At 66.2% G+C, this 14,287-nt stretch carries 14 protein-coding genes; 7 read left to right on the forward strand and 7 right to left on the reverse strand.

Going from position 1 to position 14,287, the window contains the following annotated elements; all coding sequences use genetic code 11:
- Positions 1-8 precede the first annotated feature (8 nt).
- Complete coding sequence (locus G6N59_RS18290; protein WP_138228231.1) at positions 9-650, reverse strand: GAP family protein; 642 nt, start codon at positions 648-650, stop codon at positions 9-11.
- A 9-nt stretch (positions 651-659) separates the two neighbouring features.
- Entirely contained in the window at positions 660-2,372 is a 1,713-nt protein-coding gene (locus tag G6N59_RS18295; RefSeq protein WP_138228232.1) for an AMP-binding protein, read from the reverse strand.
- A 263-nt stretch (positions 2,373-2,635) separates the two neighbouring features.
- Here G6N59_RS18295 and G6N59_RS18300 point away from each other — a divergent pair, with 263 nt between their 5' ends.
- From G6N59_RS18300 to G6N59_RS18330, 7 genes are all read left to right on the forward strand, one after another.
- Entirely contained in the window at positions 2,636-3,499 is an 864-nt protein-coding gene (locus G6N59_RS18300) for a hypothetical protein (protein ID WP_138228233.1), read from the forward strand.
- A gap of 134 nt (positions 3,500-3,633) precedes the next feature.
- Positions 3,634-4,497, forward strand: coding sequence for a CDP-diacylglycerol diphosphatase (locus G6N59_RS18305; protein ID WP_138228234.1), 864 nt, complete (start codon positions 3,634-3,636; stop codon positions 4,495-4,497).
- Positions 4,498-4,574: 77 nt separating this feature from the next.
- Positions 4,575-6,077 (forward strand): serine/threonine-protein kinase, encoded by a 1,503-nt coding sequence (locus G6N59_RS18310; RefSeq protein WP_138228235.1) that lies wholly within the window; start codon positions 4,575-4,577, stop codon positions 6,075-6,077.
- A 36-nt stretch (positions 6,078-6,113) separates the two neighbouring features.
- Positions 6,114-6,983, forward strand: a complete 870-nt coding sequence (rfbA, locus tag G6N59_RS18315; RefSeq protein WP_138228236.1) for a glucose-1-phosphate thymidylyltransferase RfbA — start codon at positions 6,114-6,116, stop codon at positions 6,981-6,983.
- Positions 6,983-7,981 (forward strand): dTDP-glucose 4,6-dehydratase, encoded by a 999-nt coding sequence (rfbB, locus tag G6N59_RS18320; RefSeq protein WP_138228237.1) that lies wholly within the window; start codon positions 6,983-6,985, stop codon positions 7,979-7,981. The genes rfbA and rfbB overlap by 1 nt, the downstream gene beginning before the upstream one ends.
- 14 nt (positions 7,982-7,995) lie before the next feature.
- The gene (gene rfbD / locus G6N59_RS18325; RefSeq protein ID WP_138228238.1) at positions 7,996-9,402 is read left to right on the forward strand and encodes a dTDP-4-dehydrorhamnose reductase; all 1,407 of its coding nucleotides are present in this window, start codon (positions 7,996-7,998) and stop codon (positions 9,400-9,402) included.
- Between the two features lie 69 nt (positions 9,403-9,471).
- Complete coding sequence (locus tag G6N59_RS18330; protein ID WP_138228239.1) at positions 9,472-9,957, forward strand: flavin reductase family protein; 486 nt, start codon at positions 9,472-9,474, stop codon at positions 9,955-9,957.
- A gap of 39 nt (positions 9,958-9,996) precedes the next feature.
- On the opposite strand, the gene G6N59_RS30595 is transcribed toward G6N59_RS18330, so the two are convergent.
- From G6N59_RS30595 to G6N59_RS18350, 5 genes are all read right to left on the reverse strand, one after another.
- The gene (locus tag G6N59_RS30595) at positions 9,997-10,158 is read right to left on the reverse strand and encodes a hypothetical protein (RefSeq protein WP_170212335.1); all 162 of its coding nucleotides are present in this window, start codon (positions 10,156-10,158) and stop codon (positions 9,997-9,999) included.
- 68 nt (positions 10,159-10,226) lie between these two features.
- Positions 10,227-10,979 (reverse strand): succinate dehydrogenase/fumarate reductase iron-sulfur subunit, encoded by a 753-nt coding sequence (locus G6N59_RS18335; protein ID WP_138228240.1) that lies wholly within the window; start codon positions 10,977-10,979, stop codon positions 10,227-10,229.
- Positions 10,980-10,981: 2 nt separating this feature from the next.
- On the reverse strand, positions 10,982-12,886 hold the full coding sequence (locus G6N59_RS18340) for a fumarate reductase/succinate dehydrogenase flavoprotein subunit (protein ID WP_138228241.1): 1,905 nt from the start codon (positions 12,884-12,886) through the stop codon (positions 10,982-10,984).
- A 62-nt stretch (positions 12,887-12,948) separates the two neighbouring features.
- Entirely contained in the window at positions 12,949-13,776 is an 828-nt protein-coding gene (locus G6N59_RS18345) for a succinate dehydrogenase subunit SdhC (RefSeq protein ID WP_138228242.1), read from the reverse strand.
- 107 nt (positions 13,777-13,883) lie between these two features.
- Positions 13,884-14,174: an Rv0250c family protein gene (locus G6N59_RS18350; protein WP_138228243.1), complete on the reverse strand. Its 291-nt coding sequence runs from the start codon at positions 14,172-14,174 to the stop codon at positions 13,884-13,886.
- Between the last annotated feature and the right edge of the window lie 113 nt (positions 14,175-14,287).

Consider the following 14,287-nt stretch of genomic DNA (forward strand, 5'->3'; position numbering starts at 1 on the left):
GCGCCCGCCTACACCCCGAGTGCGCCGGCTGCGACCAGTACCGCTCCGACCACCGCCAGCAGCGCAGCGACTTCGTGGCGCCGGCGGGCGCGAATCCAGTTGTTCAGCAACGCCATTCCCTCGCGGGTACGTTGCGGCGCAATCAGGTAGGCGAGCAGCGGCACTTCCACCAAGGAGAACGCCACCACGTTGAATGTCACCAGGGCGCCCATCCGGACGTCGGCCTCGACGCGTGCGGCGGCGATCACGGCCAGCGCGGCCAGGTAGTCGACCGACGGCAGCGCGATGCCGAGGCCCGCGACGCCCGCAACCCACAGCGACCGGCCGGTGAGTAGCCGGGTCAGCCAGTCCGGTACCTGGCGGTCACGCCGCTTCGTGACGGCCAGGAGCGCCGCCGCCACCAACGCCAGCACCCCGATGACGACCTGCACCGTCGGCAGGTTGAAATGCGCCGACGCCCAAGGGGGAAGCCTGGATTCGAGGACGAACAGCACCACCGCACCGACGGACAGGCCCATCAGGAAACCGCCGCACAGGAACGCGGCCAACTGCAGCTGCGGGCGCGGCCGGTTCAGCATGACGACGGACATGCCGATGCGGAACGGCTCCAGGCTGACCGCGACCGCCATCACCAGCAGGGTGATCCACATGCGGCGCGGTTACGCGTCCAACCGGACGAACTGCCCTTGCCGGTACTGCTCGGCACAGGCCGACCGGCGCATCTTGCCGCTCGTGGTGGTTGGGATGGACCCCGCTTCCACCAGGACGACGTCGGCAACCTGCAATCCGTGAGCGCGCGAAATCGCAGCGACCACATCGTTTTTCATCCTATCGAGCTCGTCGGCGGCGGCCCGTGCCTTGAGCTCGATGATGGTCACCAGTTGGTCGGTGTGTTCGTCGGTGACGGCGATGGCTGCCACCCGGCCGCGGCTGATCTTCTGCACCGTCGCTTCGATGTCATCGGAGTAGTGGTTGCGGCCGCGCACGATCAGCATGTCCTTGATGCGGCCGACGATGAACAGGTCGCCTTCGGAGATGAAGCCCTGATCCCCGGTGCGCAGCCAGCCCGTCTCGGGTGTGCCCTCGGGGGCGTCCACCAGCGTTGCGCCGAATGCGGAGCCGGTCTGCTCGGGTTTGCGCCAGTACCCCGCGGAAACGTTGTCGCCGCGGATCCAGATTTCGCCGACGATGCCATCCGGGCAGGGTTGGCAGGTATCGCCGTCGACGATTTCCAGTAGCGGCGACGGCGCCCGCCCGTACCGCATGAGCGGCGTCCCACCGGCTTTACGCAATGCGATGCCCTGGGTCAGCTCGTCGGCGGCGAACTCGACGACCTCCGGCGGTCGGCCGTGCGCGCCGCTCGCGACGTAGAGCGTCGCCTCGGCCAGGCCGTAGGACGGCACCATCATCTCGGGCCGGAAGCCGACGGCCGCGAAGCGCTCGTCGAACTTGACCAAGGTGGGTGGGTGAATGCGTTCGGCGCCGTTGTTGATGCCGATGATGCCGCTGAGATCGAGCTCGGCCATCTCCTCGTCGGTGACGCGGCGGGTGGCGAGGTCGAACGCGAAGTTGGGTGCGGCCGACCATGCGTGCTTGTGTCGGGACAGCGCCTGCAGCCACCGGACCGGACGAGTGAGGAACGCGATAGGGCTCATCAGGTCCCCGGTATGTCCGGACAAGATCGGCACCGCGATCCCGAGCACCAGGCCCATGTCGTGGTAGAAGGGCAGCCACGAGACCAGCGTCGACCCGGGCGGCAACTGGCCGCCATGCTGCGACAGCAGATCGGCGAGCAACTGCTCGATGTTCACCCGCAGGTTCCGGTGCGAGATCATCACGCCGGCCGGCAGCCGCGTCGAGCCGGAGGTGTACTGCAGGTACGCGATGTCCGGACCCGGGGGCACCTCTTCGTCGAAGTCCCGGTCGGCGTCCAGATCGAGGGTATCGACGGCGATCACGGCGACCATCGAGGCACCGTCGTCCACGTTCTGCGCGGCGATGTCGAAGGCCGCGGCGGTGGTCAGGACGACGGTCGGCGACGTATCGGTGATGACGGCACTGACGCGCTCGTCGTGCGAACCGGGCAGTGGCACCGACAGCGGGACGGCGATGAATCCGGCTTGCATGGCGCCCAGGAAACCGACGATGTAGGCCAGGCCCTGCGGCGCGATGATCAGCGCCCGGTCGCCGGGAGCACCGTGCATGCGGAGCTCGTGCGCCACGTTGAGGGTGCGCCGGTACAGCTGGGCCCAGGTCAGGCTCTCGGTGACGCCGTCCCAGTCGTGGTCGTAGTCGGTGAATGTGTACGCCACGTCGTCGGGAGTCAGGGCCGCGCGCTCGCGCAGCACGGACAGGATCGACGCATCGGACATGGCGCCAGGTTACTCAACTCCCATAAGCGCGGTGGTGGCTGGTTTGCCGGTGAGGTGCGGTATGGGATCGGCGGTGCTGGGGCGAATGTGCAGGTTTGGTTGGCAAGAGCGCGAAATCTGCACCGGAACATGCACATTCGCCCAAGCACCTCGGCAATGTGAGTTGTGGAGACAGGCCGGCGAGAAGGTCAGTAGCGCCTCGGCTGTGGATAACCGCCGGCAGAGGTCCTCGATCTGTCGGTAGCCGCAGCGATGGTCGACGTATGGACCAACCGTTCCTCGGAAGCGCAGCGATCGAGGCAGGACTGCTTACCAAGCAAGAACTCCGTGCTGGCTACCGAGCCGTCTACCGGGGTGTCTACCTCGCCAACGAGGTGGCATTGACACCGATGTTGCGCGCGCAGGCCGCGTCGTTGTTCGCCGGGCCCGACGCGGTGTTGTGCGGCCTGTCGGCGGCGGCCGTGCACGGCGTGACGTGGCTCGATGCGGGGGCGCCGGCCGAGGTCGTGCGGACCAACCGGCACGCGCCGGCCGAACTCCAGGTGCGCTCGTATGCCCTCGCTCCAGAAGAGGTGTGCGAGGTCGGCGGTATGCGGGTGACCTCTGTGACGCGGACGGCGTTCGACTTGGGCCGGCTATTGCCCGAAACCGAGGCGGTGCCGGTCCTGGACGCGTTGCTGAACGCGACCGGTCTCGACCCTGCGCACGTGTGGGCGCTGGCAGCGGTGAATCGCGGAATTCGAGGTGTCGATCGGTTGCGTATTTCGCTGGCGCAGACTGACGGTGGGTCGGAATCTCCTCTGCAGACCCAGACTCGCCGACTGCTGCGCCGCACCGGGGTCCCGGGGCTCGAAACGCAAATTCCCTTCTACGACGAGTGGGGACTGGTTTGCACTCGGGCGGCAATGGGCTGGCCGCGATGGAAGGTGGCCATCGAGTGCGACGAGGAAGCGGATGCTCCGGATTATCGCGAGTGGGTGCACAGCCACACGGCTGAGCTCGAATCCCGCGGGTGGAGCGTCATGTGGGTGACGAACGCGACGGCGAAAGGCCAGGGAAGCCCCGGGATTGTGGTTCTGCGGGCGTGGGAGAAGCTGTCGGCCGCTCAGCGGAGGCGACGAAGCTGAGACAGGCGTTTGTCCGCCGATCGGGGGACGCCGATTTCATCCGGTGGAGGGCCCGATCAGCGGACTGACCAGGGGCGTCGACTCCGCGAAGGTTGTTTCACACCGCAGCACAGCCCAAACCTTCAGGAGACGAAATGACCGACGCGACCGCGACCACCCGCTCCCGCTCCACTCGCCGTATCGCGGCCGCCGCCGCCCTGGCGGTAGCGCCGGCGCTGGCCTTCGGTCTGTCGCCCGCCGCCCACGCCGAGACGGGCACGCAGCACTTCCAGGGCTGCAGCAACGGCAAAGACGATCCCATCTGGGACGGCGTCAAGCCGCCCGCGCACGGTGTGGGGGAGCACTCGCCCAAGCGCCCGGGACGGAACTTCGACATCCAGTGGCCGGGCCACGATTCGACACGCGGTTGGGCAGTGCACCCAGGCGTCGACATGAAGACCACTCAGGACCTCCTGGTGGTGCCGACCGTCCGCGAGACCGGGATCGAATGCGACAACCTGCTGCAGAACGACACCCCGAACTACTTCAAGCACGCCTACGACTCGATCCACGTCATGACGGGTGGCCCGGACTGGGCGCTCGGAATCAACTCGTCGGACGCCCGTCGGCTCAACCAGCTCCACATCCACCTGACCCGGCTGTACGCCCCCGCCCGCGACGACATCGCCCAGGCGGTCAAGACCGGCAAGGTCGGCACTGACGAGCACAAGTGGGTCGACCAGGTCGTCGAGGTCACCGGCCACAACGACAAATGGCAGGACAGCAAGCACCAGTACCGGGCCTGGCTCACGGACAGCGTCGACGCCAACTTCTTCAAGAAGCTGAACGACGACATCGTCACGCCGCTGCACAAGCAGGGCAAGTCCGCGGCGATGGCGCACGAAACCTTGCTGGTCACCCGCAACCCCGCGGGTAAGGGGTTCGTGGTCCTGGAGAGCAACACCACGTCCGGCATCCACGGTGTCGCCAACATCGAGGGAATCCTCGACAAGCGTTAGACCAGTCGGTGATGCGCGGCCATCCGAGATCGTCTCGGGTGGCCGCTCTTTCGCGTTCCGGCCGTTACGATCCGACCATGTCGCTACCCGATGGATCGGTATTCGCCGGCTTCACCGTGGTCAGATCGCTGGGTGCCGGCGGCATGGGTGAGGTCTACCTGGCTGCGCACCCGCGGCTGCCGCGCACTGACGCGCTGAAGGTACTGCCGGCGTCGCTGTCCGCCGACGCCGAATATCGGCGGCGCTTCGAGCGCGAGGCCGACGCCGCGGCGACGCTGTGGCATCCGCACATCGTGGGCGTGCACGACCGCGGCGAATGCGACGGGCGACTGTGGATCTCGATGGACTACGTCGAAGGTTCCGATGCCGGAAATGTGCTGCGGACGCAGTGCCCCGGTGGCATGCCGCGGGACCAGGTATTCGCGATCGTCACCGCGATTGCCGACGCACTGGACTATGCGCACAGCCGCGGCCTACTCCATCGCGACGTCAAGCCCGCCAACATCCTGTTGGGCGCACAGGGCCCTGGCCGCGGCCGGGTGATGCTGGCCGACTTCGGGATCGCCCGGCGCGTGGACGATTTCGACGGACTGACGTCGACGAACATGACCCTCGGCACACCCGGCTACGCGGCGCCGGAACAACTGCTCGGTGAGGCGCTGGATGGGCGGGCAGACCAGTATGCCTTGGCCGCCACGGCTTTTCAGCTGCTCACCGGCCAACCTCCGGGTGGTGATTCGACGCCCGTGGTGCTCATCAGTCAACGGGTGAATGGTGTGGTGCCGAAGCTGGCCGAGGTCCGCCGTGATCTCGCGGATCTGGACCCCGTGATGGCGATCGCGATGGCCCGCCGGCCTGCCGACCGCTTCCCGTCCTGCGCGGATTTCGCCGCGGCGCTGGCGCGTGGCGCGGCGCCGACGCTGTCGCCGGCCGCCGCGGTACCCGGGGCGCCGACAGGTCGACCCGATCCGCCCGCCGCACCCGCCGGTCTTGTGCGTCAACCCGATCCGCCGGCCGCAGCGCGATCCGGACTGAGTCCGACGGCCTGGGCGCTCGGCGGAATCGGAGCCCTGCTGGTGCTGGCCCTGGTGTTCGTCGGCCTGGTCCTGATGCGTGGGCGTGACGAGCGCAGTGGCACAACGACTTCGGCGGAGGCCACCACCGCGGTGGGCACATCGGACGTCACGGTGACCTCGGCCGAATCCACCGCGCCGGAGCCGTCCGCCACCCTGGCGCCCACGACAGCGCGAATGGTGCTGCCCGACGCCGATTCCCGTGGCTTCACCACGTACAACGGCGCTGCGCGGTGCGCCGGTGCCGACGAGGCCGCGATGATCCTGCGCACCGCCCAGTCGGCGGTGGTCATCTGCCGCAGCAGCGTCGGCGTGCTGTACTACTTGGGCTATCGGCTGTCCGACGGCGCGAAGATCCGATTGGGGACCGTGCATGAGTCCGGTGACGGCTACATCGCGATCAACGATCCCGACTCGGCCGAGTATCACGTCTCGTCGTCAGGCCTGGAGATCGTGCAGAACGGCAAAGTGCTGGCGTCTGAGCCTGCGGTCGAGTCTGCTCGCTGAGCACCTGGCGCGGTGTGCGTATGTCAGGATGGCCGGGTGAAAGGGATCATCCTGGCGGGAGGCGCGGGGACGCGGCTGCACCCCGTCACGGCCGGGGTGTCCAAGCAGCTGATCCCGGTCTACGACAAGCCGATGATCTATTACCCGTTGTCCACGTTGATGCTGGCAGGGATCACGGACATCCTGGTCATCACGACGCCGCTCGACGCGCCGAGTTTCGAGCGGCTGCTCGGTGACGGGTCGCGATACGGGGTGTCCATCAGCTATGCCCAGCAGCCGTCGCCTGACGGGCTGGCCCAGGCCTTCACCATCGGCGCGGATTTCCTCGGCGGTGACAGCGTTGCGCTGGTCCTGGGCGACAACCTGCTGTACGGCCCGGGCCTGGGCACGCAATTGCAGCGGTTCAACAACGTCGATGGCGGGGCGATCTTCGGCTATTGGGTCGCCGAGCCTTCGGCGTACGGCGTCATCGAATTCGATGATGCCGGCCGGGCGGTCTCCCTCGAGGAAAAGCCTGCGGCACCGAAGAGCAACTATGCCGTGCCGGGTCTGTACTTCTACAGCAATGACGTGGTGTCCATCGCGCGTGAGCTGAAACCCAGTGCCCGCGGCGAGTACGAGATCACCGACATCAACCGAACCTACTTGGCGCAGAACCGGTTACAGGTGCAGGTGCTGCCCCGCGGGACGGCGTGGCTGGACACCGGGACGTTCGACCAGATGACGGATGCCGCCGAATTCGTGCGGACCATCGAGCGTCGCACCGGATTGAAGATCGGGGTGCCCGAGGAAATCGCTTGGCGGCGTGGCTATCTCAGCGGCGACGAACTGCGGGAGCGTGCCGAGCCGTTGGTGAAGTCCGGCTATGGCACCTACTTGCTGGACCTGCTGAGCAGGGGGCACTGATGGCACGGTTGCTGGTCACCGGGGGTGCCGGGTTCATCGGTGCCAACTTCGTCCGATACCTCCTGGACCACACCGATCATCACGTGACGGTGCTGGACAAGCTGACCTACGCGGGCAATCGCGAATCCCTTGCGGGCCTGCCGGATCAACGGATGACGTTCGTCCTGGGTGATATTGCCGACGCGGCCCTGGTCGACGAATTGATGGCGACGACCGACGTCGTGGTCCATTTCGCCGCGGAATCCCACAACGACAACTCGCTGCGTGATCCCGAACCGTTCTTGCACACCAATCTGGTCGGGACATTCACGCTGCTGGAGGCCGTGCGCAAGCACGGCGCCCGGCTGCACCACATCTCGACCGACGAGGTGTACGGCGACCTCGAACTCGACGATCCCGCCAAGTTCACCGAACGCACGGCGTACAACCCGTCGTCGCCGTATTCGTCCACCAAGGCCGGCAGTGATCTGCTGGTGCGTGCCTGGGTGCGGTCCTTCGGCGTCCGAGCCACTATTTCCAACTGCTCCAACAACTATGGGTCCTACCAGCACGTCGAGAAGTTCATCCCGCGGCAGATCACCAACGTGCTGTGCGGAATCCGGCCGAAGCTCTATGGCGCGGGGCGCAATGTGCGGGACTGGATCCATGTGGATGATCACTCGTCCGCCGTGCTGGCGATCATCGAGCAGGGGCGCCTCGGCGAGACGTATCTGATCGGCGCCAACGGCGAGAAGGACAACAAGACCGTCATCGAGATGATCCTGACGCAGATGGGCCAACCGGCCGACGCCTACGACCACGTGACCGATCGGGCCGGGCACGACCTCCGTTACGCCATCGATTCGACCAAGCTCCGTACCGAGCTCGGTTGGCAGCCAAAGTATCTCGACTTCGCCGACGGGTTGAGCGCCACCATCGCCTGGTACCGCGACAACGAGGCGTGGTGGCGCCCGGTCAAGGACGCCACCGAAGCGCGCTACGCCGGCCAGGGCCAGTGAGCGGCGGGCAGCCAGTGACCGAGTATGGGAAACCGTTGTCCGCCAACGCCACACCGATCCCTGGGCTGACCATCTGGGAACTGCCGGTGCACGGCGACAACCGCGGCTGGTTCAAGGAGAACTGGCAGCGCGAGAAGATGACGGCGCTCGGGCTGCCGGATTTCGGTCCTGTGCAGAACAACATCTCGTTCAACGACACGGCCGGCACCACCCGAGGCATCCATGCCGAACCGTGGGACAAGTTCGTGTCGGTTGCCACGGGCCGCATCTTCGGTGTCTGGGTCGATCTACGGGACGGCCCGATGTTCGGGACGGTGTTCACCGCGGAGCTGGACCCGTCGCGCGCGGTGTTCGTCCCGCGCGGGGTCGGTAATGCGTTCCAGACCCTGGAATCCGGCACCGCCTACGTCTATCTGGTCAATGACCACTATTCGTTTGACGCCCAATATGTTTCGGTAAATCTGGCCGACGAGTCGCTGGCCATCGAATGGCCGATTCCGCTCGAGCGCGCCGAGCTGTCGGCCAAGGACCGGGCACATCCCCGGCTGGCCGACATCACACCCGTCGCGCCCCGAAAGACGTTGGTACTCGGCGCGAATGGCCAACTGGGCCGGGCCCTGCGCGCTGAATACGGCGACGACCCGATCGTCGAGTTCGTCACGCGGGACAACGTGGACCTGACCGGCGACCTCGAGACGGCCCTCCGCTGGCAGGACTACGACACCGTCATCAACGCTGCCGCGTACACCGCGGTGGACGACGCCGAGACCCCGGGCGGTCGGGTCGACGCCTGGGCCGTCAACGTCACCGGCGTTGCGGCACTGGCACGTATCGCGACCGCGCGCGGCCTCACGCTGGTGCACCTCTCCAGTGACTACGTCTTCGACGGCACATCCGAATCCCCGTACCGGGAGGACGACCAGATCGCCCCGCTCGGGGTCTACGGCCAGACCAAGGCGGCCGGCGACCAGCTCGTCGCGACGGTGCCTCGGCACTACATCCTGCGGACGTCCTGGGTGATCGGCGACGGTCGCAACTTCGTCCGCACCATGCTGTCGTTGGCAGAGCGCGGCGTCGACCCGTCGGTGGTCGACGACCAGTTCGGGCGGCTGACGTTCACCTCGGAGCTGGCCCGGGCGATCCGGCACCTCATCACCACGAGCGCCCCGTACGGGACGTACAACGTCACCGGCGGCGGACCGGCGATGTCGTGGGCGGACATCGCCCGGCGGGTGTTCGAGCTGTCGGGCCACGATCCGGAGCGGGTCACGGGTGTCAGCACCGAGGACTACTTCGCCTCGGCGACCAGAGCGGTGGCACCGCGGCCGCGGAACAGCGTGCTCGACAACCAGAAGCTGGAGTCAACGGGATTCAAACCCGAGGCAGTCGACGATTCGTTGTCGCGCTACCTGAGTCGGTAGCAGCGCATTCCCGCCAAGCGGACGCTTGCTCGGGTGCGTTGAGGAGCGCCGTGTGAAGATGGACGGACTATGAGCTCTACAGATCTCAGCCCGGTGTCCCTGCGTGCGGCGTTCGGTCAGTTCCCGACCGGCGTCGTCGCCATCGCAGCCCACGTCAACGGCGAAAAGGTGGGCCTGGCCGCGAGCACGTTCGTGCCGGTGTCGCTGGAACCGCCGCTGGTCTCGTTCTGTGTGCAGAACACCTCAACCACCTGGCCGAAGCTCAAGGATCTGCCGGCGCTGGGGATCAGCGTGCTCGGACAGCAGCACGACGCGGCAGCGCGCACCCTGGCGGCCAAAACCGGTGACCGCTTCGCGGGGATGGAAACCGAGTTACGCGACAATGGCGCGCTGTTCATCCACGGCACCAGCGTGTGGCTGGAGACGTCGATCGATCAGCTGGTTCCCGCCGGCGACCACACCATCGTGGTCTTGGCGATCACCGACATCGTCATCAATCCCGACGTGGAGCCGATGGTGTTCCACCGCAGCGCATTCCGTCGCCTGGAAGCCTGAGCCGACACGCCGTCGGCTCTGCGAACTGCGCCACGTCGCCTAGGGCCGGGAGCCGAGTTCCTGCCGGTATTCTGCGACTCGCTTTTCGAGCTCGGCGGCGTCGTCCGGCCGCCCTTCCTTACGGGCCAATTCGGCGCGCAAGGAGAGTTCGCGGATCGCGGTCCGAATGTCGTTGACGCTGTGCGTTTCTGTACGACCCATCTGGCTGCCTTTCGTATACGGATTGGCTGCCCTTCCGAGCCTACGCCCGCGATCCAGGCCCTACCGGCTCATCGCCGGAACAGTTTGTTGCCCAGCCAGACGATCGGGTCGTACTTACGGTCGGCGACGCGCTCCTTCATGGGGATCAGCGCGTTGTCGGTGATCTTGATGTGCTCGGGGCAGACCTCGGTGCAGCACTTGGTGATGTTGCAGTAGCCCAGGCCGAACTCGTCCTGCGCCATGTCCTTGCGGTCCAGGGTGTCGAGCGGGTGCATGTCCAGCTCCGCCACGCGCATCAGGAAGCGCGGCCCGGCGAACGCCTGCTTGTTCTCCTCGTGGTCGCGCACCACGTGGCAGGTGTTCTGGCACAGGAAGCACTCGATGCACTTGCGGAACTCCTGCGAGCGCTCGACATCTTCCTGCTGCATCCGGTACTCGCCGGGCTTGAGGTCCTTGGGCGGCGCGAAAGACGGGATCTGGCGCGCCTTTTCATAGTTGAACGACACGTCGGTCACCAGGTCGCGCATGATCGGGAACGCCCGCAGCGGGGTGACCGTCACGGTCTCGGCCGGGTCGAACGTCGACATCCGGGTCATGCACATCAGCCGGGGCCGGCCGTTGACCTCCGCCGAGCACGATCCGCACTTGCCGGCCTTGCAGTTCCACCGGACGGCCAGATCCGGGGCCTGCGTGGCCTGGATGCGGTGGATGATGTCGAGCACCACCTCACCTTCGTTGACCTCGACCTTGAAGTCGTCGAGGCCGCCGCCGGTGTCGTCACCGCGCCAGACCCGCAGATTGGCTTGGTAGCTCTCGCTCATGGCTAGCTCCGTTCCGGGTGGGCGGCCAGTTCGGCGTCGGTGTAGTACTTCTCCAGCTCAGACAGCTCGAAGCAGCCGAGCAACTCGGCGGGCATCGGCACCTGCTGTTCCGGGGTGACGGTCACGTCGGGGACGATCGGATCGCCACCACCGGCGCTGCACACCAGCAGGATGTTGCGCCAGTCGGCGCTCATCTCCGGGTAGTCGTCGCGGGTGTGGCCGCCGCGGCTCTCGGTGCGCGCCAGCGCAGCCTTGGCCACACATTCGCTGACCAGCAGCATGTTCCGCATGTCGACGGCCAGATGCCAACCGGGGTTGAACTGGCGGTGGCCCTCGACGGTGATGTTGTGCATCCGGCGCTTGAGGTCGTCGAGCTTGCCCAGCGCCGCTTCGATCTCGTCCTTCGTGCGGATGATGCCGACCAGGTCGTTCATCGACTGCTGCAACTCGGTGTGCAGGGTGTACGGGTTCTCCGCGCCGACGTGCTCGTCGAACGGTGCCAGGGCTTCCCGGGCCGCCGTGGCCAGAGAAGCATCGGACACCACGGGACGCGCGGGCAGCGCTTTCACGTACTGCGCCGCCCCGAGACCGGCCCGGCGTCCGAACACCAGCAGGTCGCTCAATGAGTTACCGCCGAGGCGGTTCGAGCCGTGCATACCGCCCGAGCACTCGCCGGCGGCGAACAGACCCGGCGTCCGGGCCGCGCCGGTGTCCGGATCGACCTCGATGCCGCCCATGACGTAGTGGCAGGTCGGGCCGACCTCCATCTCGTCCTTGGTGATATCGACCTCGGCCAGCTCCATGAACTGGTGGTACATCGACGGCAGGCGCTTCTTGATCTCCTCGGTCGGGATACGCGAGGCGATGTCGAGGTAGACGCCGCCGTGCGGCGTGCCGCGGCCCGCCTTGACCTCGGAGTTGATGGCGCGCGCCACCTCGTCGCGGGGCAACAGGTCAGGGGTCCGCCGTGCGGAGTCGTTGTCCTTGAGCCACTGGTCGGCTTCTTCTTCGGTCTCGGCGTACTGCCCCTTGAACACCGAGGGGATGTAGTCGAACATGAACCGCTTGCCCTCGGAGTTCTTGAGCACTCCGCCGTCGCCGCGCACGCCCTCGGTGACCAGGATGCCCTTCACCGAGGGTGGCCAGACCATGCCCGTCGGGTGGAACTGGATGAACTCCATGTTGATCAGCGTCGCGCCGGCCCGCAGCGCCAGCGCGTGCCCGTCGCCGGTGTACTCCCAGGAGTTCGACGACACCTTGAACGACTTGCCGATACCGCCGGTGGCCAGCACCACCGCGGGTGCCTCGAACAGGACGAAGCGGCCCGACTCTCGCCAGTAGCCGAACGCGCCGGCGATGCGATCACCGTCTTTGACCAGCTCGGTGATGGTGCACTCGTGAAATACCTTGATCCGGGCCTCGTAGTCGCCGGTCTCGGCGAAATCCTCCTGCTGCAGCGAGACGATCTTCTGCTGCATGGTGCGGATGATCTCGAGGCCGGTGCGGTCACCGACGTGCGCCAGGCGCGGGTAGGTGTGGCCACCGAAGTTGCGCTGGCTGATCCGGCCGTCCTTGGTGCGGTCGAACAGGGCGCCGTAGGTCTCCAGCTCCCAGACGCGGTCGGGTGCTTCGCGGGCGTGCAGCTCGGCCATGCGCCAGTTGTTCAGGAACTTGCCGCCGCGCATGGTGTCACCGAAGTGCACCTGCCAGCTGTCCTTGGAGTTCGCGTTCCGCATGGACGCGGCGCAGCCGCCCTCGGCCATGACGGTGTGGGCCTTGCCGAACAACGACTTGCACACCACCGCGACGCGCAGGCCCTGCTCCCGGGCCTCGATGACCGCACGCAACCCCGCCCCGCCGGCTCCGATTACGACGACGTCGTACTCGTGCCGTTCGAGTTCAGCCATGAAATAACTCCAAATTGTTGTGAATAATGGTGAAAATCAGAAGATTTCGTCGACGCCGAAACTCATCCGACAAACCTGAGGTCGTTGAACCACCCGGCAGACACGGCCATCACATAGAAGTCCGTGAACATCAAGGTGCCCAGCGTGATCCACGCGAACAGCTTGTGCCGGGTGTTGAGCTTGCTCACCTGGGTCCAGATCCAATACCGCACAGGGTGTTTGGAGAAGTGCTTGAGCCGGCCGCCGGTGACGTGCCGGCACGAGTGGCAGGACACCGTGTAGACCCACAGCATGATGACGTTGCCCAGCAGGATGAGGTTGCCCAGACCGAACCCGAAACCGCTCGGCGAGTGGAACGCCACGATCGCGTCGTAGGTATTGATGAGCGAGATGATCACGGCCGCATAGAAGAAGTACCGGTGCGTGTTCTGGATGATCAGCGGGAGCCGCGTCTCACCGGTGTACTTGGCGTGCGGTTCGGCGACGGCGCACGCGGTCGGGGACTGCCACACGGTGCGGTAGTAGGCGCCGCGGTAGTAGTAGCAGGTCAGCCGGAACAGCAGCAGGAACGGCAGGGACAGCGCCGCGAAGGGGATCAGCGAGAAGGGTCCGTCAGCAGGCAGAATCTGCGGCCAGAAGTCGCTGGCCGCACCGCAGTTGACGCTCAGACAGGGCGAGTAGAACGGCGTCAGGTAGTGGTAGTCGGCGACGTAGAAGTGGTCCCGCTGGAAAGCCCGCGCGGTCGCATAGATGATGAACGCGGCGAAACCCAGATCGATGAGAATCGGGGATTTGAGCCAGTTATCGGTCCGCAGGGTGCGCTGCGGTATCTGCGCACGCGTGGGGGAGAAGACGCCGGTCCCGGGACGGTTGGCGGCGGGTGCGCTCACGAAGAAAGCCTCGATTCCGGTTGGGGACAGGGTCTGTCTATGAAGTTGGGACGGAGACGGATAGTGGGCGCACCATTCCTTGCCGGGAAGCCGCGCCCACCTCGAAATCAGCCGCCGACGCCGCCGTCGTCGTTCACATCACGCCAGAAGTCACTGGAGTAGTCGTGATCGGGGATCACGATCTTCTCCTTGGTGTGCTGGTGCTTGATACCGCGGCTGAATTCCAGCTCTTCGACGTCGATATCGAGCCGTTCGATGTCGTTGATCATGCGTTCGGCATCGTTCGCGATACGGCGGGTGGCGGGGGAGTCCCCGTACTTGGCGGCCAACGAGGAGACGCAGCGACGGAGGCCGCCGATCAACTCGTGTAGTTCGGCGAGCTCAGTGGTAGTGGACATCGGGCGACCTCCTTGGGCTGAAGGGTGTCATGGATCACATTACGACACCGGATGGTAGTCAGATCCGGAGATGAAAGTGAGACAGGTCACGTTTGTGGCCGCGGTGTCGGCGT

The sequence above is a fragment of the Mycolicibacterium aubagnense genome, from assembly GCF_010730955.1.
Classification (GTDB): domain Bacteria; phylum Actinomycetota; class Actinomycetes; order Mycobacteriales; family Mycobacteriaceae; genus Mycobacterium; species Mycobacterium aubagnense.